Annotated in this window: 20 protein-coding genes, 1 pseudogene and 1 riboswitch; of the genes and pseudogenes, 1 reads left to right on the plus strand and 20 read right to left on the minus strand. The window is 40.5% G+C overall.

Going from position 1 to position 21005, the window contains the following annotated elements; genetic code table 11:
* Positions 1-97: 97 nt before the first annotated feature.
* Positions 98-334, plus strand: a pseudogene (locus tag B4U37_RS13040) (IS5/IS1182 family transposase); the annotation flags it as partial.
* 162 nt (positions 335-496) lie between these two features.
* Here the strand turns inward: B4U37_RS13040 and B4U37_RS13045 are convergent.
* The 20 genes from B4U37_RS13045 to B4U37_RS13140 form a co-directional block, all read right to left on the minus strand.
* Positions 497-1942, minus strand: a complete 1446-nt coding sequence (locus tag B4U37_RS13045) for a spore germination protein (protein ID WP_010194478.1) — start codon at positions 1940-1942, stop codon at positions 497-499.
* A gap of 299 nt (positions 1943-2241) precedes the next feature.
* Positions 2242-3054 (minus strand): histidinol-phosphatase, encoded by an 813-nt coding sequence (locus B4U37_RS13050; protein WP_088018583.1) that lies wholly within the window; start codon positions 3052-3054, stop codon positions 2242-2244.
* A gap of 90 nt (positions 3055-3144) precedes the next feature.
* Positions 3145-3309 carry a hypothetical protein gene (locus B4U37_RS22000; protein ID WP_187442322.1) on the minus strand — a complete coding sequence of 55 codons (165 nt, stop codon included), beginning with the start codon at positions 3307-3309 and terminating at the stop codon, positions 3145-3147.
* A gap of 13 nt (positions 3310-3322) precedes the next feature.
* Positions 3323-4099, minus strand: coding sequence for a 3-hydroxybutyrate dehydrogenase (locus B4U37_RS13055; RefSeq protein ID WP_088018584.1), 777 nt, complete (start codon positions 4097-4099; stop codon positions 3323-3325).
* Between the two features lie 20 nt (positions 4100-4119).
* Positions 4120-5406 carry a GntP family permease gene (locus tag B4U37_RS13060; RefSeq protein WP_088018585.1) on the minus strand — a complete coding sequence of 429 codons (1287 nt, stop codon included), beginning with the start codon at positions 5404-5406 and terminating at the stop codon, positions 4120-4122.
* Positions 5407-5924: 518 nt separating this feature from the next.
* Positions 5925-7196: a hypothetical protein gene (locus B4U37_RS13065; RefSeq protein WP_088018586.1), complete on the minus strand. Its 1272-nt coding sequence runs from the start codon at positions 7194-7196 to the stop codon at positions 5925-5927.
* Entirely contained in the window at positions 7186-7722 is a 537-nt protein-coding gene (gene sigX / locus B4U37_RS13070; protein WP_088018587.1) for an RNA polymerase sigma factor SigX, read from the minus strand. The genes B4U37_RS13065 and sigX overlap by 11 nt, the downstream gene beginning before the upstream one ends.
* Positions 7723-8146: 424 nt before the next feature.
* Positions 8147-8704 carry an ECF transporter S component gene (locus tag B4U37_RS13080; RefSeq protein ID WP_342746458.1) on the minus strand — a complete coding sequence of 186 codons (558 nt, stop codon included), beginning with the start codon at positions 8702-8704 and terminating at the stop codon, positions 8147-8149.
* Complete coding sequence (locus B4U37_RS13085; protein WP_088018590.1) at positions 8701-9123, minus strand: DUF4430 domain-containing protein; 423 nt, start codon at positions 9121-9123, stop codon at positions 8701-8703. The genes B4U37_RS13080 and B4U37_RS13085 overlap by 4 nt, the downstream gene beginning before the upstream one ends.
* Before the next feature lie 214 nt (positions 9124-9337).
* Positions 9338-9539, minus strand: a riboswitch (cobalamin riboswitch).
* 76 nt (positions 9540-9615) lie between these two features.
* Positions 9616-11400, minus strand: coding sequence for an ATP-binding protein (locus B4U37_RS13090; RefSeq protein WP_088018591.1), 1785 nt, complete (start codon positions 11398-11400; stop codon positions 9616-9618).
* The gene (locus B4U37_RS13095) at positions 11397-12116 is read right to left on the minus strand and encodes a response regulator transcription factor (protein ID WP_010194457.1); all 720 of its coding nucleotides are present in this window, start codon (positions 12114-12116) and stop codon (positions 11397-11399) included. The genes B4U37_RS13090 and B4U37_RS13095 overlap by 4 nt, the downstream gene beginning before the upstream one ends.
* A gap of 69 nt (positions 12117-12185) precedes the next feature.
* Complete coding sequence (gene ccsB / locus B4U37_RS13100; protein ID WP_088018592.1) at positions 12186-13349, minus strand: c-type cytochrome biogenesis protein CcsB; 1164 nt, start codon at positions 13347-13349, stop codon at positions 12186-12188.
* 2 nt (positions 13350-13351) lie between these two features.
* Entirely contained in the window at positions 13352-15013 is a 1662-nt protein-coding gene (resB, locus tag B4U37_RS13105) for a cytochrome c biogenesis protein ResB (RefSeq protein ID WP_088018593.1), read from the minus strand.
* Between the two features lie 15 nt (positions 15014-15028).
* Entirely contained in the window at positions 15029-15556 is a 528-nt protein-coding gene (gene resA / locus B4U37_RS13110) for a thiol-disulfide oxidoreductase ResA (protein ID WP_088018594.1), read from the minus strand.
* Between the two features lie 184 nt (positions 15557-15740).
* Positions 15741-16469: a pseudouridine synthase gene (locus B4U37_RS13115; protein WP_088018595.1), complete on the minus strand. Its 729-nt coding sequence runs from the start codon at positions 16467-16469 to the stop codon at positions 15741-15743.
* Positions 16470-17069: 600 nt separating this feature from the next.
* Positions 17070-17603: a spore maturation protein gene (locus tag B4U37_RS13120; RefSeq protein ID WP_010194445.1), complete on the minus strand. Its 534-nt coding sequence runs from the start codon at positions 17601-17603 to the stop codon at positions 17070-17072.
* Between the two features lie 3 nt (positions 17604-17606).
* Positions 17607-18197, minus strand: a complete 591-nt coding sequence (locus B4U37_RS13125) for a nucleoside recognition domain-containing protein (RefSeq protein ID WP_088018596.1) — start codon at positions 18195-18197, stop codon at positions 17607-17609.
* The gene (locus B4U37_RS13130; protein ID WP_088018597.1) at positions 18191-19345 is read right to left on the minus strand and encodes a D-alanyl-D-alanine carboxypeptidase family protein; all 1155 of its coding nucleotides are present in this window, start codon (positions 19343-19345) and stop codon (positions 18191-18193) included. The genes B4U37_RS13125 and B4U37_RS13130 overlap by 7 nt, the downstream gene beginning before the upstream one ends.
* A gap of 118 nt (positions 19346-19463) precedes the next feature.
* On the minus strand, positions 19464-20354 hold the full coding sequence (locus tag B4U37_RS13135; protein ID WP_088018598.1) for a superoxide dismutase: 891 nt from the start codon (positions 20352-20354) through the stop codon (positions 19464-19466).
* Between the two features lie 123 nt (positions 20355-20477).
* Positions 20478-20966: a YpuI family protein gene (locus B4U37_RS13140; RefSeq protein WP_088018599.1), complete on the minus strand. Its 489-nt coding sequence runs from the start codon at positions 20964-20966 to the stop codon at positions 20478-20480.
* Between the last annotated feature and the right edge of the window lie 39 nt (positions 20967-21005).

A 21005-nucleotide genomic window follows, 5' to 3' on the forward strand; every position in this document is an offset into this window, starting at 1 on the left:
ACTGTAGAAAAACTAGCGGTAATTCCAGGTTGTCTTCAGTTTTTTGTGGAACGATATACATGTGTATTTTAATATGAATATAGATAACACGTCAGATACCGATGCCTTTGTAACTCCTGGAAACGTTCATGACTCTGTTCCCTATCCCTCACGCCTAGACCGTCAAATCAAACGCTTTGGATTTATAGTGGAACCTGTAGCACTTGATTCTGGCTATTGCTATCTTACCAAACCGATTTGTAAGGGATTATCAGATAGAAAGATATTTGGAGTAATTGCACATAGAAGGTTTCAACCGACCAAAGGTCTCTTTCCAAAATGGAAATTCACCTATCAGCCAAAGGCCCGGTTGGGCTAGGTATGTAGGAACCTTTTTCTCTCAGGTAGGATGCGAAATTAAACCAAATGTTCGACCAAAATATATGTAGAGTTTCTCTGCAAGCTGACGAGCACTAATAAGTGCTCGTTTTTGGAGTCTACACCTATTATCACCAAGTTAATTATTATCTTTGGTATAGGTATGTTTGCTGTTCGTAAGTTTCTGTAAATCTTCTCTATATAAAGTATCCTTCAATTCCTGCATTTTAAATGGAATTAATGGTGAAAGATAGGGAACACCTACTGATTTTAGGCTCACCATATAAATTATTTGCAGGGTTATAGCAATAATTAACCCGGTAAATCCAAAAAAATTAGCAGTAAGCAAAAATATGATTCTTAGAGTGTTATCAACTACTACGAGCCCTCTGTTTGCCCCTAAGAAACTTGAGAGAGTTGTTATCCCAATGACGATTAGACTGACTGGATGGATTAATTTTGCCGTAACGGCTGTTTCGCCAATTACGATTGTTCCGATTAAAGAAACCAAAATTACTGCCGTTTGCGGAAGCCGGAACGAAACATCGACTAGTATTCTTATCAAAAATATTAGAATGATAATTTCCCAAAAGGTCGGCAACAGCTCATCCTTAGAAATGATTGCTTCTGAAATCTTTTTTGGCAGATCATCTTTGTGAAAATTGGCTAACGCTATATAAACAGCAGGCAGATATACTCCCATCAAAAATGCAAACAATCTCATTGTCCGGCTAGTAAACCTGCCCAATGGAATGTGATATTCATCAGGTGCCTGAAGAAATTCGACAAATAGAGCAGGAGCTATGATGGCAAAAGGGTATCCATCAACAATAACGGCTACTCTTCCTTCAAATAAGGAAGAGACCACTCCGTCAATTCTTTCGGAATGCCTTATTCGTGGAAAAATAGACCTTGGCTTTCCCTCTAATACATCCTCTACTACTCTTTCACTGAGGACATACTTTATCCTAAGACTATTTATTCTCTTTTTAACTTTTTTTAATATTCCTTTATCCACAATTCCTTCAATGTATAAGATAGAAACTGATGTTGGGGAAATTGAGCCCAACTCTATTGTATCTACACAAAAATCGAGAGTTTTTATTGAACTTCTTATCAGATTGATATTTGTTTTCATTTTTTCAGTTAATCCAATTTGGGGACCTCTTGCGCTACGTTCTCCTACTGTTGCTTCGATGCTTCTTTCCGCCCACTTAGGAGATGGGATGATGATCCCTTGTTGATACTCGTTTATCAGTAAGACAGCACTCCCCTGTACAATGGCATCGGTCAGCTCTTTATACTTAGTAGTGGTCTTCACATCTGCCGATTCAATGATTCTTCCCATTATCTTATCTATGAGTAATTCCTTCATACATACAGTCTTAAAGGTTTCCAATAAAGGCTTGACCACATGTTCCTGAATCAGATCTAAATCAATGATTCCGTCTAGATAGACAACAGCCATTTCGGCAGAACCCTTGTAACCCACCTTTAAATTACGTACTTTAAGATCGGATGTATGGTGAAAAGAATTTTGGATATTTCTGATATTTTCTTCAAGGCATTTTTCTATGTTAAGCATAATACTACCTCCCTTACAGGTAGTATTAGGAAATATCAAAATACTATACTTTTGTCGATGCAGGCGATGCTTACTTTCTTTGCATTAAATCTAAAGAAGATGGCCAACTGGACAGGGAGAGGTCCAGCGATAGCCTATAAATAGTATTCAGGAAGTCTATCTTTTCATATCAAATTTAACTAAATATTAAAAAGGGATTTGGAATGTGAACATTCCGAACCCCTTTTGTTTATAAACTGTGTCCCCTTACTTTTGTAAGGGGGATTTTTAATGCCATTATTTTTATTGAGTGGACAGGATTAACCTAATTCTACCTCGCTGCGTTCTCCTCTATTAAAGGTCATAATTGTTTTGTATCCTACTTCTTTTGCAAGCTTTACGGCTTGTTCATAATCGGCGCCAACGTGTTCTGGCACATGGGCATCCGAGGAGAGGACAATAGGCACTCCTTTGTCATGACAAAGTTTCAGCAAGCGTTTATCTGGATATAATTCTCCAACAGGCTTCCTCAGTCCAGCAGTACTTATTTCTACACAAGTTTTAGAGTTAGCTAGAGCCGAAGCTGCCCGCTCATACTGCTCTAAAAGAAATTCTTCGTCCTTTGGCACGTATTTGAAAATCTTTACTAGATCTAGATGTCCTATTATATCGAACATATTTGACTCAGCAAGAGTAACTACTTGATCAAAATATTTCGTATACACCTCATTGGTATCGCGGCGGTCCCATTCTTTACGAAACTCGGCCAAGTCAATCCCAAAGTCCCCTACCCAATGTATGGAACCGATCACATAGTCAAAAGGATAAGCATCGATAAATTTTTTCATCTCGGCATGCTTGCCAGGTGTATAATCCATTTCAATGGACATTTTCACATTGATATCTTCATTCCAGGCCTGTTGGAAAAGTTGATAATATTCGGCCATATCATAATATCTTCGTTCCTCCACCCAGGGGTTGCTGAGAATATCTTTTGTTTGATAGAAATGATAGGCATGTTCTGAGATACCAAACTCTTCTATCTCTTTTTGTTGAGCTACCTTTGTAAATTGTTTTAGGTATTCTAGAGTTAATGTTCCTCTTTCCAAATGGTTATGATAATCTGTCAGCATAAACTGTCCCCTCTCATCTTTTTTGCTAATTATACTATTAATATAAAGAGAGATGGGTTGTATTTTCAAAAAATTCATAAAAAAGGGTGCCTAATCAGCACCTTTTTCTTCATCATTTAATAATGGTGTACTATCTCCTAAATTGTATAGGCTACCGTCTTGGTGATCTGTTTCATGGTAGAACTTCTGCTCAAGCTTAAGGTTTGCAGTAGTAGCCTCATCTGCTGTCTTACTTTTCACGTCTTTTTTCACCATGCCACCTCCGTATTTATTGAGCGGTGTATCCTCCATCCAACACAACCGCTTGACCTGTCACACCTTTTGCTTTATCGCTTGCTAAAAACAAAGCATAGTCTGCAATTTCATCTACCGATAATAAACGTTTCTGCGGTACAAGCGGATAAATGACCAACTCCAACGCCTTTTCCAATGGAATGCTTCTTGTGTTTGCAAGATCTTGCAGCTGATTTCTAACAAGTGGTGTATCCACATAACCCGGGCATAAAGCATTGACAGTGATTCCATGCTCTGCTCCTTCTAATGCGGCAACTTTTGTTAAACCTACCACACCATGTTTAGCGCTGTTGTAGCCGGCTTTTCCGGCAAAACCTATCAAGCCATTGATGGATGCCATGTTTAGGATTCTTCCAAACCCGTTCTTTTTCATCAATGGAAAAACATGCTTAGTCGCCATAAACGGTGCGATGAGCATTATTTTTAGCAATAACTCATATTTTTCAGTTGAGAACTCTTCAATTGGCGCCACGTGTTGCATCCCTGCATTATTAATTAAAATATCCAGTGACCCAAAGTGTTCATATGTCTGATCCAATGCGCTTTTTACCTCTTCTTCTTTTGTCACATCGCATTTTACTCCAAATACTTCATATCCTTTGTCTTTCAACTGTTTGACCGCTTTTTCAATTCCTTCTTCGTTAATATCAGAAATAGCAACTTTCGCTCCATTTTCAGCAAAACGCTCTCCGATTTCATACCCTATTCCTTGTGCTGCCCCTGTAATGAATACTACTTTATTCTCAACCATTTTCCTTCCTCCTTTTTGATTTACATAATTCCGATGCTTGCCATAATGATAGCTACGACAACCGCTACCGTAGGGATTAATAGTGCGACCACTGCGATGTCTTTGTATGAATCTTTATGGGTAAGACCTGTTACCGCAAATAGCGTAAGCAATGCGCCATTATGAGGCAAAATGGATGCTCCAGAGGCAAGTGCTGCGATTCTGTGAAAGGCATCTGGATTCATCCCGGTAGACTGAGCTAATTGATAATACTGATCCCCTAACGCTTCTAAGGCAATTCCCATTCCTCCTGAAGCAGATCCAGTTATCATCGCCATTAATTGAACAGACAGTGCCTCAGAAATTAGGGGGTTTCCTTTTACTCCTAACAGAATATCCGTCAACGTTTCAAATCCGGGAGCCGCTGTAACAACTGCTCCAAACCCTACAGCTGCACTAGTGTTGATAATGGCCATTACAGAACCTGAAGCCCCGCCATTGATTGCACCTATGAAAGTTTTGAATTTCTTGATATTAAATAGCATGATAGCTAAAGTCCCCACTATTAACGACGGTATGATGTCCCATTTGAAGACATTGAGGGTAATTACAACAATCACTAAAGGAAGAAAAGACAATATCCAGTTAGGCAACTCTTCTTCTTTGATTTGTTTTACCTCTTGGCCACCTTTCGGCTCGTCAAATGTATCTCCCGCTTTGGTTAATCTGCCTTCCCTCCACTTTAAATAAAAATATCCCCCCACTGCCATTATTAATCCTGCTACAATCCCCATAATCGGCGCAGAAAGTGGAGTAGATTTAAAGTAAGGAATAGGAATTAAGTTTTGAATTTGAGGGGTCCCTGGCAAAGCAGTCATCGTAAAGGTGAATGCCCCTAATGCAAATGTACCTGGCAGCAACTTTCTAGAAATATCTGCTTCTCTGAATAAGGCAATAGCGAGCGGATAGATAGCAAATACCACAACAAATAAACTCACCCCGCCATATGTCAGAACAGCTGCAGCAATTAACACTCCAAGAATGGCTCTCTTTTTTCCTATCAACTTGGTAATTTTAAATGCGACAGCTTGAGCTGCACCGGTATCTTCCATCAATTTTCCAAAAATAGCCCCAAGCAAGAATACTGGAAACCACTGTTTTGCAAAGTCGACAAAACCAGTCATATACGTTTGGGTATAGGCTGGCAAGAGATCTAAACCGCTTAATAACGCAACTACCGCAGAAACAAGTGGAGCTATCCAGATGATGGACCATCCGAGGTAGGCAAGTAACATCAATAGTACCAGTCCAACGATAATACTGAACATATATATATACCCTCCTTTATGTGGGAGAAATGGGATTCTTCTATATATGGAGGTAGTATTTGCTTTTTGTATTGGAAATATGTACATGTAGGGTTGGTGTGAGAGCATTATTTGTTGGGGTTTTTGTGTTTAGGCAGCCTTTTAAAATTAGGTAACTAGGTAGTTTCTATTTGCCCGAAGGAGCGTGCATAGTACCTTAGAAGTCTTATAGGAGGAGTCTATTTAACCGAAGCTCCGGCTATAGCTGCTCTTTGGGCTTATAGAGCCCTTCTATACGACCGAAGCTCCGACTATAGCTGTTCTTTAGTCTTTTAGAACCCTTCTATACGACCGAAGCTCTGACTATAGCTGTTCTTTAGTCTTTTAGAACCCTTCTATACGACCGAAACTCCGGCTAGAGTTGCTCTTTGGGCTTATAGAACCCTTCTATACGACCGTATCAACTGTTCCAAAAGAATTTTCGAGCAAAGAGACGACATAAAAGTAAAAAAGCGTGCTCATCTGCACGCTTTTCATACTTACTCGCTATACGGTATAGGATTCGGAGAGTAAGGCACGCTTACCTCTTCATTGAGTGTGATAGTCCCAATCATCCCATCTTGAGAAGATTCAAAGACCACACCCCTTAATCCAAATTCTTTTGCTACCATCATCATCGCCTCAAGGGCAAAGATGGTTTCGTCATTATTTTCAAGTACGCTGCTATCTGCCAGCTTAATGCGAACTACAGCACCATCACTTTCTAGCCCCAATCCCTCCACTTTCACCGTATCCGGAATAGATGGCTCTAGTATACTGGTATCAGCTTGCTCTGGGGCACTTATCATCGCCGTGAGAGCATCTCCGATTGAAAGATATCTTTCATGCCCGGGGACAAGTAAAGGAAGGCTACCTGTGTGGTATTTGAAATAAGCGCGCTTGTTTTTAGTCTGTAACTCTATCGGACCATTATATACATCGTTGCCAACTTGCACACCTTTAGTTGATCCATTATCACTAAACAAAATATGAGTATAATTAGTACTGAAAGTATCACTAAGTTCTTTTGAGAACATAATGTCTTGATAAGATGTTAAACCTTTAGCCATATCCGTTACATCTAAGATTGGCATCGCCCTATCTAACCCTATGTCACCTTCTGAAATTTTTACATTGTCATTGATAGTTGGCACATTAACCCCATAGTCCTCGTATGCTATTCCTCCCCGCACCTTATTGAGAGCATCCACATAAGTGTCATTTTCACCACGAGGAACAATCACAGTCAATGGTGTGCTGGAACCACCATGTTCAAAATTATCCGCCTCAATTAAGGACACGCCAATGGTTACAGCGTACTCTGATTCTATATTATAAGAAGGTGTAACAAAACTCTTCCCCTCCGCTGAACTAATCTCAGCTGCGGCAAAGTCATTAGATTCCTCTTCACCTTCTGCCTTCAGTGAAGATTCTACCTCTTCCTCGAGGGCTTCCCTGCTGGTCACTGCGGCAGAATCCTCTGCACTATCATCTGCATTCATTGTTGCGGTGTCCATACTTTCTTCTGAACTGCTGTCAGATCCACTTAAGCTCATGTCGAACTGAATGTTGTTTACGAACATAGGTGCAACCAACGCGAACAGCACTAATGCCGCAACTAATGCAAAAGCAGGTACTATTTTCGAACGCCGCGGTGAATTTACTAGTTTTGGCTGTATTTCTTTATATATTTGTTTCGGGTCACGATCATCTTTAATTTTAGGCATTTGCCTTAACAACTTTTCGATTTGGTCTTCATCATTATGACGCATTGCTGTTTCCTCCTTTCTCTTGAAGTTCTTCCATATATGCCTTCAAGACCTTTAAGGCTCTATGTTGAGTAGTTTTCACCTTACTTTCCGTCCAGCCGAGAATTTGAGCTGTTTCTTGAATAGTAAGGGCTTGTATGTACCGCAAGATAAGGACTAGTCGGTGATCGACTTTACATTTATCCAAACACCGGTACATTTGTTGAACTTGTTCATTTTGTACGGCTATCTCTTCAGGAAGTGGAGCGTGATCTTTTACCTGTTGTTTATTCCAGTCGAAAGTTTCAAGTAGTTTGTTTTTCCATCCTTTTTGTTTGCGAAAGGAATCAATGGCAACATGCTTGGCAATTGAAAAGAGCCAGGTCTTTTCACTGCTTTTCCCTTCAAAACGGTCATAGGAACGTAAAACTTTTATATAAACTTCTTGAACGAGGTCTTCCGCTTGCTCCTTGTTGTTCACCATGTAATATAAGAACTGATAAACATCTTGGTGATATTTTTCATAGAGCTCTTGAAAAACGGTATTCATAGTTTCCCTCCGTTCATTTCATTAGTCGTATATTGTAGTAAGAAAGTTACATTACAAATATATTAAAAAAATTACAATTTGACTAGGGTTATTTGGTAATTATTTCTTTTGGTTTTATGTGTAATTTAAGTATAAGGGATGTCCATTTAGGATTATAGGGATTTTTGTAGGCTTTTCCAAAGAGGTTATATACATATTTCGACCTATTTTTGTATGACACCGCGGTTGATTTCCGCAAATGGCTTCGCTTTCCTAGGGGCGCTGCTGGAGCCTCCTCGGCTTCGCCTGTGTGGTATCCACCTAGCGCTATCTCCCTCAAGAGTCTTCGCCTTTTGCTCCAATCAACAGCTAGAAACTCCTATCAATTTCGCTTCACCTTTTACATAGTAAAAACGCCAATCCACAGAGGATTGGCGCTTCCGTATCATTTCTTGTAGGCGTTGCTCATTTGATATTGTGCCAGGCTCTCTTTTCTTTTAATGATGAATGGAGCTCTTTCGTTTAAGAGTTTGGAAAGGATTGGATAAAGAACAATGAAGAAAACGACATTTCCGACTGCATGGTTGATATCAAATGGTAGTCCAGCAAGATAATATGGCCAAAATGGAAATCCTCCGACAATCATGTTTTGTATGGAGAAAACAAAACCGAAAAACAGCCCGCAAAGCCCAGCATAGATGGAAAGTATGAATACTGGGATTCTTTTAAACCAAATCCCAATTGCACCACTTAACAACCCAATTATTGACCATGCAAAGATTTGTGTGAATGTCCACATGCCAGTACCAAGAACTAGGTTCGTTGCAAAGGTCGTACCTACTGCAAGAATTACACCTGAAACCGGCCCCATCCAAAAAGCACAAATTATGATGATTGCCGTCACTGGCTGGACGTTAGGTATCGATGCGAAAACAATTCTCCCTACTACACAAAGGGCTATTAAAACACCAAGAAGAGCTATTTTTCTGGTTGCCATCATCATTCCACCTTTTGATAGTCAAAATGAACTTCGTCGTTCTCCTCTAGCGTGTAATCACTTGCTCCTACCATTAAGCTTTCGCCGTTAACGGAGATGTTCCAATAATAATCAGATTCTTCCTCAGATCCCAGACCGTCGATTCCAACGATGAAATCTCCTCCAAATCCTGTAGCAAGCTCAAAGTTACGATCCATGACTTCCATCAAAGACTCACCTTCTTCAAACTCAACTGTCTCCTCACTGATTACTTCTTCGCCTTCTTTCGTTAGTTTAATCGTGGTGGAAAGTTGGCTTTCTTGTTGTTCTTCTGTTTCAACAGGAGTCTCATTACTAGTTGACTGATTTGTTTCATTGCCTGCATTAGCGCAGCCTGTAATGGCAAGAGTTAATGATAGTAATAGTGTAAGTAAAAGTTTATTCATCTGTTTTTTCCCCTTATGTAATAAATTTGCCGTGCAAGTTGTAAATCCGTGAATGATTCTCTTCCTAACTTTACCGCTAATGTCCCAATCGATCTGTGTTGAGCAAAACAAAAAACCTCATCCAATTTCAGGATGAGGTGATAACGGCAATGTCATAATACGACATATAAAGACAGATCTCTACCGTCTCTCCTACTCAACCCCCGAAGTATTGAAACTGGTGTAATAATTGGCAGGTCTACTGACTTATGCTTCTTCCTACTTTGAGCCTTCCCATATGGGGACTTAATTTCTTAAGCCCGGTCATACAGTGGTCCTCTCATTTCGTCCACATTTACAGTTGCGGGGACAGTTTTGGCATTTAACCAAATTCCCTATTAAGTCACAATCGTGACACCAACTATTTCGATTGCTATTCAATTAACTATGTTCATATTACAAGATATGTCTGGTCTTGACAAGATAATGTTTCATATAAAACAAGATTTTTCGCTACACATCTCCATTTTGAGCGTGTTTTTGCGGAATATACATGGAAAATGTCGTTCCCTCGTTCTCTTTTGAATGAACGGATATGGTACCACGGTGAGCTTCTATAATATTCTTCACAATGGCAAGTCCCAACCCTGTACCTGCACGCCCTCTTGTACGCGCTTTGTCCGCTTTATAGAAGCGTTCAAAAACAAAAGGCAGATCTTCTTCCGGGATTCCGTGCCCAGAATCTTTTACATCTATTTTGACACCGTTGTTTATTAATTTTGCATGAATGGTTATGGTCCCATCGTCTGCAGTATGTCGAATCGCGTTGTCCACCAGGTTTGTCATTACCTGTTCCATACGGTCCACATCCATTTGGATGTCCCCATCACCTTCTACACGTGATTGCAATACGATGGACTTCTCTTTTGCAAGGCCCTGGAACTTTCTTGTTATCTTTTCGACAAAGGCGACAATATTGGCATTTTCATAATTCAAGGAAATATGACCTGCTTCCATTCTCGCTAAATCAAGTAAGTCATTTACAAGGCGGCCCATCCTGAGTGATTCATCGTAAATAACGGATGCGAGCTCTTTTTTCTCTTCATCGGTTCCGGCGATATCATCGACAATTGCCTCACTATAGCCTTGCAACATAGAAATTGGTGTACGTAATTCATGGGACACATTGGCTATAAAGTCTTTACGAAGTTTGTCCAATCTTCTCTCTTCCGTCATATCCCGTATTACTGCAACGGCCCCGCGGATATGAGTCTGGGTATATAGTGGACTCATTACGATAACCCAAGTTCGCCCCTGATAGGTAAGTTCGATACTTTGCTCTTTTTCCACAGAAACGGCCCGTTGGAACATTTCCACCACTTCACCTGGCAGGTCCTCCCCACTGGCATTGCCCTCTTGGTAGTACCAGGCTTGTAAAAATTTCTCCGCCGGCGGATTCGTTACTAGAATGGTGCCATCTCGATTTAAGGTGATAACCCCATCGGCCATACTGCTGAGAATGTTGGCTAAATGTTCCTTCTCTTGATTCAAGGCATTAATATTAAACTTGAGTTGTCTGCCCATCTGATTAAAGGCCATTCCAAGTTCCCCAATTTCATCCGAAGTTAAAATTGGAACCTTTGTATCGAACTTTCCTCTTGCCACTTCAAAAGCGGCCTCTCGCATATTACGCAACGGCGCTGTGATTCTTGTAGATAAGAAGAATGCGAAAATGGTCGTTAGGAAGATAGCAAAACCTGCAGCAAGCAAAATAAGTTTTGTTGTTTGTTTGGTTGTTTCTTTAATGGCAAGCAGGGACTGATATACGAAAACCGCTCCATCTTTATCTTCATTTATATGCAAGGGAATTCCAACAATCATCACTTCGCCTTGCATCTCATCTGTAATTTGAAAATCTGGCAGATAAGTCTTTTTCGTCACGATAGGCTGATCTTCAAAGACAAGGGAAAGGTCCGGGTCATTTAGGAAGAATTCAGCTGGCAAGTGGTCAATTTGTGAAGTTGGGGAATGAGCGTACTCTCCCTTGTCCGTAAAAATAACCACCCTTGACACATCGTCTACAAGCTCCCAAGCAATAGATTTCGATTGCTCCATGTCTTCATGCTGCTCAAGAATTAATGAAATCTTACTCGCTGCCTGGGTCAGATCCTTTTCTGCTTCCTGTACATGGTAATTCTCAAAGAACTCTAGTAAAAGAATAGTTAAAACAAATAATACAAATGAAACTAAAAGTAACACTGTAAGCCAAAGCTTACCAACTACACTTCTCCAAATCATGATTCATTGCCAACCTCGAATTTATAGCCTACGCCCCATACTGTTACAATCATTTTAGAGGCTGGTTCTGATACTTTGTTTAATTTCTCGCGAAGGCGTTTCACATGCGTGTCAACTGTACGTAAATCCCCAAAGAATTCGTATTGCCAGACTTCTTTCAACAGTTGCTCGCGGTCGAAAACTTTATCAGGAGATTTTGCAAGAAAGTAAAGAAGTTCATATTCTTTAGGGGTAAGATTAATCTCTTTCCCTTCCGATGTCACTCTGTGTGCATCATTATCAATAGTTAAGTGAGGAAAGACGATGACATCCTTTGTTGTTGTTTCAGTTGTCAAGAACGTTGTGCTAGAGGAGCGACGTAATAACGCTTTCACTCTAAGCACTACTTCTCTTGGGCTGAACGGTTTTACAATATAGTCGTCAGTTCCCATTTCAAACCCTTGCACTCTGTTCGTTTCTTCCCCTTTGGCTGTCAGCATGATAATGGGTGTCGCTTTTTTCTCCCGAATTTCTTTACACACTTCCATCCCGTCCATACCAGGCATCATGACATCGAGCAAAATGACATCGTATTCTTTTTCAAGCGCCATCTCAAGCGCCGTATTGCCGTTATCGGCTTCTTCGATTACGTAATTTTCTCTTTCAAGATACATTTTCAATAACCTTCTAATACGGTCCTCATCATCCACTACAAGGATTCTCACTTCTTTTTCCATATTCATAAAACCCCCTTCAAATATCTGCAAGAAAAGCCCCCACAATATTGTGAAGGCCGGTTATTTGTATTACATCGCGTAGGAATGAAGCCCTGCAATGATTAAGTTAACACCAATTAAGTTAAACAAGATGATTGCAAAACCAACAAGCGTGAGCCATGCGGATTTTTCGCCTTCCCATCCTTTAGAAAGTCGGAGATGAAGATATCCTGCATAAAATAACCATGTGATAAACGCCCATACTTCTTTTGGATCCCATGCCCAGAATCTTGACCAGGCTAACTGAGCCCAAATGGCTGCAAAGATAAGTCCACCAAGGGTGAAAACCGGGAAACCAATTGTTACTGCTCGATACCCAATTTCATCTACCATATCCAGATTCACCTTAGCCACAGCAGGTTTTAACGCTTTTCCGATTGGTTTTCTAATGATAACTCTTAATAATAGATATAAAATTGCTCCGCCAAGTAGGGACCAAATAACTGTGTTCAGCTTTACAGTATTAATCCATGGAGAAAGATTTACAAGGGAATCCATTCTATTTTCCGTCAATAATTCCCCTTCATTAGGTCCGACAATTGGATATAAGTTATATACCACTTGTTCTTGTGCGCCTTCTTTATTGATGTAATTGAACTGTGCCTCATAATCAACTGCGCCAAAACCAATGGAGATGAATATAAACCCTAGGAAAGAAATTAACACATAAAGGGTAAATTCAACCCAGAAAGGCTTCTTGCCTTTTTTACTATAATCTACCACTTTTACCAAATAAATTAAACCTGCGGCAAAACTGACAGACAGTATAGCTATGCCTAGTGCTACCGTTGATACGTGAATCGCCAGCCAATGACTTTGCAATGCAGGTATCAGTGGAGATATATCGCTTGGAAACATTGCTGCATATGCAATCAACAGTAATGCTATTGGAAGGGTGAAAACTCCCAGTGTACTAGTTTTATATATGAAATAAATGACGATAAAAGCTAACACCATCATCATACCGAAGAAAGTTGTAAATTCAAATAGATTACTTACAGGTGCATGTCCACCTGCAATCCATCTGGTAATAAAATAGCCTAGTTGAGCTATAAAACCTAGAATTGTAATGATAATCCCTATTTTCGCGGCTTTGTTTCCTTGCTTACCGCGAATGGCTCCACCGAAGAAGGCTGTTCCAATCAGATAGAGAATAAATGCAGTGTATAACAAATTACCACTTAGCTGAGCCAATTTTATGCCTCCTCTTTCTTTTCTATCTTTTGTTCCTGCGCTTTTTCGGCTTCCACTTGATCGACAGGAATGGAAATAGAAGTATGTTCTAATGCTTTATTAATTTCATTTTTTAATCCAAACCAGTTCTTGTTCGTATGACCTGCAAGCATAATTTCATTACCGTTCCTTCTAATCCATACACGACGGTGATTCCAATACATTCCTTGAATGACACCAATCATAAAGATCGCTCCGCCTGCGCCAAGAATCCATAATGTGAGGTCTTTTCGAACAGTCAATCCAGATACATTGCGCGTTTCTACGCCGGCAAATGTCATCTTATTCTGGTTTGTCCCATTAGGTTCAATGTTTTGTCGTATTGCTACGAGTGCAATTTCCCCTTCAGGTGTTTCAGGGGTAACCATTCTGAAAACAAATGCAGGATTATTAGGCACCCTTGTTTTGGTTGCTGGTTCTCCACCTTCTAAAGTGAAGTCAGGAAAGTAATTTACCAGTTCCACAGAAACACCTTCACCAAGATCATATGTTTCTTGCGGATTTAGCAAGTCCACTTTTATTGTACCAAAGCTCTCTTCAGAATCCTTGTTTTCTACATTGAACGACATGCTCTTAAATTCATTCAATTTATAGTCTACTTGATAAAGAGCATAGTTGTCATGCTTCAACGGCTGGTTCACTTGAACGGCATGCTCTTTTACTTTTTCTAATTCTGGTTCAGCCCCGAGGATGTACTCCCCCTTACGCTCATATAATACCGCGTTTGTTTGGAAATTACTCGCAATGGCATCTTCCCCCGCTCTGGAAATAGCGGAATTAAATATTTCGTCCGATGATTCACTATTATATGTTTCATAAATAAAACCTTCGTTTTTCAAGTAGTATTGACCACCTGTGCCGGGAATAAGTTCAGTTTCCCCTTCACGAACCCAAACTGTTTCATCTACATACATACCTGGGAAAAATCGAAGCATTGCACCAATAAGGAAAATGATGATACCAATATGATTTACATATGGACCCCATCTGGAGAATCGATTTTTCTCTGCAAGAATATTGCCATCTTCTTCTCTGACGTTAAATTTTCGTTTCAGTAAACCTTGCTTAGCTTTTTCAATTTCTGCGCTTGGTTCTTCGTCCACCACCGTCGTTCCATAAACCCTTTGGCGTTTCATGAAGCTCTCATGCCTTGTCACCCTTTGTGTTTTCAAGGATTTATGTAAAGGGATAAATCGGTCTAAACTGGCAATGACTAAGGAAATACCTAAGGCAGCGATTAAAAGCATGTACCACCAAGATCCATATAAATCATGGAAACCTAACGCATAATACAACTCTCCTGCAAACCCGTATTCTTGCTCGTAATACATTTCCGCAGGGATTGCCTGATTGATATAATCTTTTTGAGGAAAAATGGTTCCAATGGAAGAGGCAACCAGAATAATGAAGATAATCCAGATACCAACTTTAACGGATGAAAAGAAGTTCCATACTTTATCTATTATCGTTTTGTTATAGGTTTGTGAACGTCTAGCACTACCTTCATAACGCATATCCAAAAGTTTTTCTTTACTTTGATCATTTTCCGTTGGTTTTCCGCACGCTTCACAAAGTATGGTACCCTCTGGATTTACGTGTCCACATTCACATTTTATTTCACTCATACGTAAAACTCCCTATTATTTAGGTTTGATCATTTCCATGAATTCTTTTACTTCTTCCTCTGTTAAATCACCTGAATGTTTTTTTACGATTTTGCCGTTCTCATCCAGAAGAATAGTAGTCGGTAATGGTAGAATCCCATAAGCCTGTCTTACTTGGTCACGCTTATCCATCGGGATGGGAAAGGTTAATCCATGGCGATCTCTGAACTTCTCGACTGCGAGGTTCGTTTCTCTAATATTAACTGCAATTACTTCTACGCCCTGTTCTTGAAAGGCTTGATATTGATTTTCCATATATGGCATTTCTCGTTCGCATGGCTTACACCATGTACCCCAGAAGTTAAGGAATACACCTTTACCACGGTAATCAGAAAGCATTACTTCATTGCCTTCGAGATCAGTAAGTACAAAATTTGGTGCCTCATCTCCCACGTCCACAATCTCTTTGGACTGAAAGAAGTTTGTATACATGGTATATCCGATTGCTACTAAAAGAAGCAGTAGTATGCTTGTCCGCATCAGTAGGCGTTTCTTTTTATTCATATACATACTCTCCTAAAACTGAGACATTTCATCCTAGTTATTATAACATTTACTACTTTTTGCATAGATAATAGAATATGAAGGTTTTGTGACCGAAAAACAAAGGTTCCCAAACACAGGAGCCAGACACAAACAAAAGCGGAAGCTGCCTTATAAGCTTCCTCCGCTTTTGCTAGTATAACTATTATTTCTTCGGTTTTGTTGCCATCACACGAAGCTGTTTCACTTCATGGGGAGTCAACTCTCTTGCTTCCCCTGCAGACAGTCCATGCAAGTTCAGGAAACCATAACGTTCCCTTTTTAATTTCATGACAGGATGGCCGATTGCTTCAAACATACGGCGAACCTGTCTGTTACGACCTTCATAAATGCTAATTTCAAAGATAGAGGTGTTCTTCGTTCTCTCCATAGAAAGTAGCTTAATGCGAGCAGGTGCGGTTTTACCGTCTTCAAGCTTTATTCCTCTTTCCAAGCTTTTAATCGCTTCTCTTGAAGGAATGCCTTTAAGTTTTGCAACATAGACCTTTTCCACTTCTGATGCGGGGTGCATAAGCACATTTGCGAACTCACCGTCATTGGTCATCAATAATAAACCAGAAGTATCATAGTCTAATCTGCCAACAGGATAAATCCGCTCCTCAATGTATGGAAAGAAATCTGTCGCTACTTTTCTGCCTTTGTCGTCACTTACACTAGAGATAACGCCTCTTGGTTTGTATAGTAAGAAGTAGACTGGTTTCTCCCGTTCAACAGGAATTCCCTCTACCTCAATTTTATCATTTGGGTTAACTTTTACCCCTAATTCTTTCACTACTTTATCATTAACTCTTACTTTACCTTCTTTTATCAATTCTTCTGCTTTTCTTCTTGACGCAATCCCTGCGTGTGCAATTACCTTTTGTAACCGTTCCATATCTTTCACCTCATTCAACATCTTACCCGACTTTCACAATAAAAGCCAAGATTTCTCTTCTTCTAGCATTCCCAATGTTTGCAAACTCTAATTATACCTGTTGTTCTCTGCAAAAAGAAAGAGGAAATAATAGATATCCGTATTTGACCAAAAACTATAGGGGAAAAAGTAGCTAAAACACCGTTCCACTTTTGGTTGCTTTGTTATGCACGCTGTTCCTTTCCGCAAATGACTTCGCTTTCCGCGGGACGGTGCTTGAGCCTCCTCACTGCGTTGCGGGGTCTCAACCTACCGTTACTCCCCCGCTGGAGTCTTCGTCATTTGCTTCAATCCACAGCTAGAGATTTAGTAAAAGTATTGTTATTGGTTATCAGTAACTCTTTAGGCATCTTTTTTTAGCCATAAGTTAAATGAAGTCACCCAGTTGATTGGAGTGGAAGGCGCGCAGACGCCCGCGGGAGGAAGGGACAGGTGAGACCCCGGAAGGCGTAGCCTGAGGAGGCTCACGGACCGCCCGCAGGCAAGCGAAGCGCCTGGAACGCAAAGCAACAGTAATATAGATTTCATAATAAAAACGCCGAGATTTTTCTCGACGTTAGTTTACATTGCAAAAAATATTGTAACTACCAGAATAGATACAACTATTCCGACTACATCCGCCAACAATCCTACTTTTAAAGCATCTCCCATTTTCTTGATACCTACGGCCCCAAAATAAACCGTAATGACATACAGAGTGGTATCTGTACTTCCTTGGAGTACTGAAGCCAGCCTGCCCATAAAGGAATCCGGACCATAAGTAGCTATCATATCTGTCGTCATTCCAAGTGCTGCCGTGCCTGAGATGGGCCTGATAATGGATAGGGGGACAATTTCGGCGGGAACACCTATTGCCTGCATAGCAGGTCTGACAAACTCTACGAGAAAGTCTAAGGCGCCTGAAGCCCTGAAGATTGAGATGGCAACCAACATTCCTACCAAAAAAGGAATGATAGATATCGCTATCTTTATGCCTTCTTTTCCGCCTTCTACAAACGTCTCGTAAGTGGGCACTTTCTTAAACGTTGCGTATAAGAGAATGAACCCAATAATGAGAGGTATCATCCATAATGATATGAGTGAAATGAGTTGCATGGACTACCTCCTTTTTGCCATACGCCGGTAATAGAATAAACGGTCTATTGTAATGGCAGCGATGGTGGAGCAAAGGGTGGCAACAAGGGTGGGACCTACTATTTCTGTCGGGGAAGCAGATCCATAATTCATCCTGATCGCAATGACAGTTGTTGGAATCAGGGTAAGGCTTGATGTATTGATTGCGAGAAATGTAATCATGGAGCGGCTTGCTTCTATTTTTCCTCCGTTCAATTCCCTCAGTTGTTCCATTGCTTTAATTCCCATGGGAGTCGCAGCATTACCCAGGCCAAACATGTTTGCAATCATATTAGATAGCATATAACCCATTGCAGGGTGATCTGGAGGAACTTCTGGAAAAACCCTGCGTACCACGGGTTTAAAGAGAGAAGCTAACTTTTCAAGAAGTCCCGCTTCCTGTGCAATTCGCATTAATCCAAGCCAGAACACTAGTATACTGATAAAACCGATGCAAATCGTTACCGCTTCCTTTGCACCAGTAAATATCGCCTCGTTCACTTTATCCATCGTTCCATTAATCATCGCGAACAAGATTCCGATAATTGTCATGGCCACCCAGATAATGTTTACCATGTAATCTTTCCTGCCATGATGAAAAAGATATCCTTAAAGATACTCCAGAAACCGCCTTCCTTCTCCTGTTTCCGCTCAAAATAGATCGGCGTTTCCACTACAGCCTCATCGTGGACAATTAAGGTATATTCCCCCACCACTTCCGGTACATTACCTTCGTCTTTCCAATCCTTTTTCGGCGTTTCCAGTGTCACTTTAATTCGTACATTTTCTCTTTCCTTTTTCGTCATTGGAAATTTAATATCACGAGAGAGTGAGACTTTTCCTTTATAAAAGTCGTCTTTCACATTGTCTATTTCTCCTTTTTCGGCTATTTCATATAATTTGTAGTCGACAAATGCCCGATTGAACATATAGATATGATCTTTCCAATCATCCGGACCATTTAATGTCACGGCTATTACATCTAAACCTTCTTTAGATGCAGTGGTGATAAGGGTTCGCTTTGCCCGCTTTGTATAACCTGTTTTCCCCCCTGTTGCGTATTGGTACATACCTGTTACCAAGCGGTGTTTATTGGTCCAACTTCTGTCCCATGATTCACCAGGGGCAGCGGGTGCTCTGTAGACCTTTGTGCCTGCTACCTCTTTGAATTTATCATTTTCCATGGCATACCTAGTCAATAGCGCCATGTCGTATGCAGAAGAGTAGTGGTTCTCATGGTCATCTAAGCCGTGTGGATTGGCGAACTCTGTGTTGGTCATCCCAAGTTCTGCCGCCTTTTCATTCATCATGAAGACAAAGCCTTCCAAACTTCCGCCAACATGTTCGGCTATCGCAACCGCAGAATCATTTCCGGAGCGAAGCATCAATCCATACACTAGATGTTCGAGTTTTATTTTTTCCCCTGGTTTCAGGTAAAGGGATGAGCCTTCTGCACGTACCGCCTTGTCACTTACTTTCACAATCTCATCCAGTTTTCCAGATTCAATTGCCAAGATAGCAGTCATCACCTTTGTGATACTGGCAATCCTCTGTTTGTCATGTGCATCCTTTTCGTAAATGATCCTGCCACTTTCTTGTTCAATTAAAACCGCATTTCTAGCACTGACCCCTACTTGTTCTGCATGTACATTTTGCGGAATGCATATGGAGAAAATCAGCAGCGAAACTAGCGCAATGCTGAACATTTTTCTTTTGAGAGACATCCAATCCCATCCCTTATCTATTTTTGTACAAGTTTATGCGGAACCTGTCCTAGAATATGAATGGTTTTTATGTCGAATGGATGGAAAGAAAAAGAGAGGCATTGGCCTCCCTCTCTTATCAGTATGGTTTCCACTTCAATCTTGACGCTTCTTGGTAGCGCTTTTCAACGTCTTTCCAATTAACAAGATTCCACCACTTATCAATATAATCTTTGCGGTTATTTTTATATTGAAGATAATAAGCATGCTCCCAAACATCTAAACCAAGTAAGGGAATCGTATCCCATTGAGTAAACAGCTGCTGCTTCTCTGTTTGCAAAATTTCCAATCGGTGTGCACGCGGTGACCAAACAAGCAAAGCCCAACCAACACCTTCCACTTTGTCCGCAGCTTCTGAAAAATGTTTTTTAAATTTCTCATAACTACCAAAGTCCTGAACTATCTGCTGCATTAGCCTTCCGCTTGGATGTCCTCCACCATTAGGGGACATATTATCCCAAAACATCGTATGCAAATAATGACCCGAGCCATGAAACGCCGCTTCACGTTCCCAATGCTTGATTAGATCAAAGTCACCTGTTTCACGCGCCTCTAACATCTTCATTTCCGCTTTATTTAAACCGTCCACATAGCTTTTATGATGCTTTTGGTGGTGCAACTCCATTATCTCCCTTGAAATGTATGGTTCAAGGGCGTTATATGGATATGGCAATGGTGGAAGGGTATGCTGACCTATCGGCACCCTTCCATTATTCACTCGGCTACCTGATACATTACGCATCCCTTCTGCGGTCTTTTCCACACACCTTTTAATATCTAATATGTCAGACTCGTAAATATACTGTTGTTCTTGTGCATGTTGAACCCTTTTTAGAATCCCTCTTATTTCGGATAACCAACTGCTGCGAGAATCTTCTTTGCTACCTTGGTTGGACGTCAATATTTCTAAACACCAGTCTTCCACATCGCTTAAAAACTGCTTAAAAACAAGCTGATTTTGTTTGATCATCCTCACCCTCCCCTGCACTCATCGTTTTATTGTATGCAGCATCTAGGCGTTATGGAACAACAGAAGAGTTGTGGAAGATAAACAAAAAACACCAACCCAAATGAACGGGCTGGTGCTGTCGTATCAATTGCTTTGCAACATTTTTGTCCGGTAGTCGGTTTCATAATACTCTAACTCTTCACGGACTGCTTGAAAATCGCCCTCCAAGCCTCGAATCACCAACTTTAATGATTCTGGAGGTGCCTCATGGAACTGAATGGAATTTTTTCCGGTATAAGCAGAACGGCTGTCCTCATACCAAGCATCGTTTCTTGGAGCAAAGAACTCTTCGATACATTGATGGTAAATGTTATATAAAACTTTTTCAGCAGCTGACTTTCTAAACGGTTCACTTTTCAGGATAACTTGACAAGCATTCAACCCTTCGTCACAGAATACAGCAAGTCGACGAGTATTCAATAAAAGAAGTTCTACATACTCCTGTTTCGTAGAGGACTCTTCCATTAACGTGGAAAGTGTAGCTTCATTCAAGAATGAATTCAATTGATGTACTGTATTTCCTAAAAAGCTCTCAACCTGTTCTGTTTGTGATTTTACAATTGTATTTGCCATTGAAAAATGACCCTCCAAGTATTAGTTTTTTCTAATTGT

The sequence above is a fragment of the Sutcliffiella horikoshii genome (genome assembly GCF_002157855.1).
GTDB classification, from domain to species: Bacteria; Bacillota; Bacilli; order Bacillales; family Bacillaceae_I; genus Sutcliffiella_A; species Sutcliffiella_A horikoshii_C.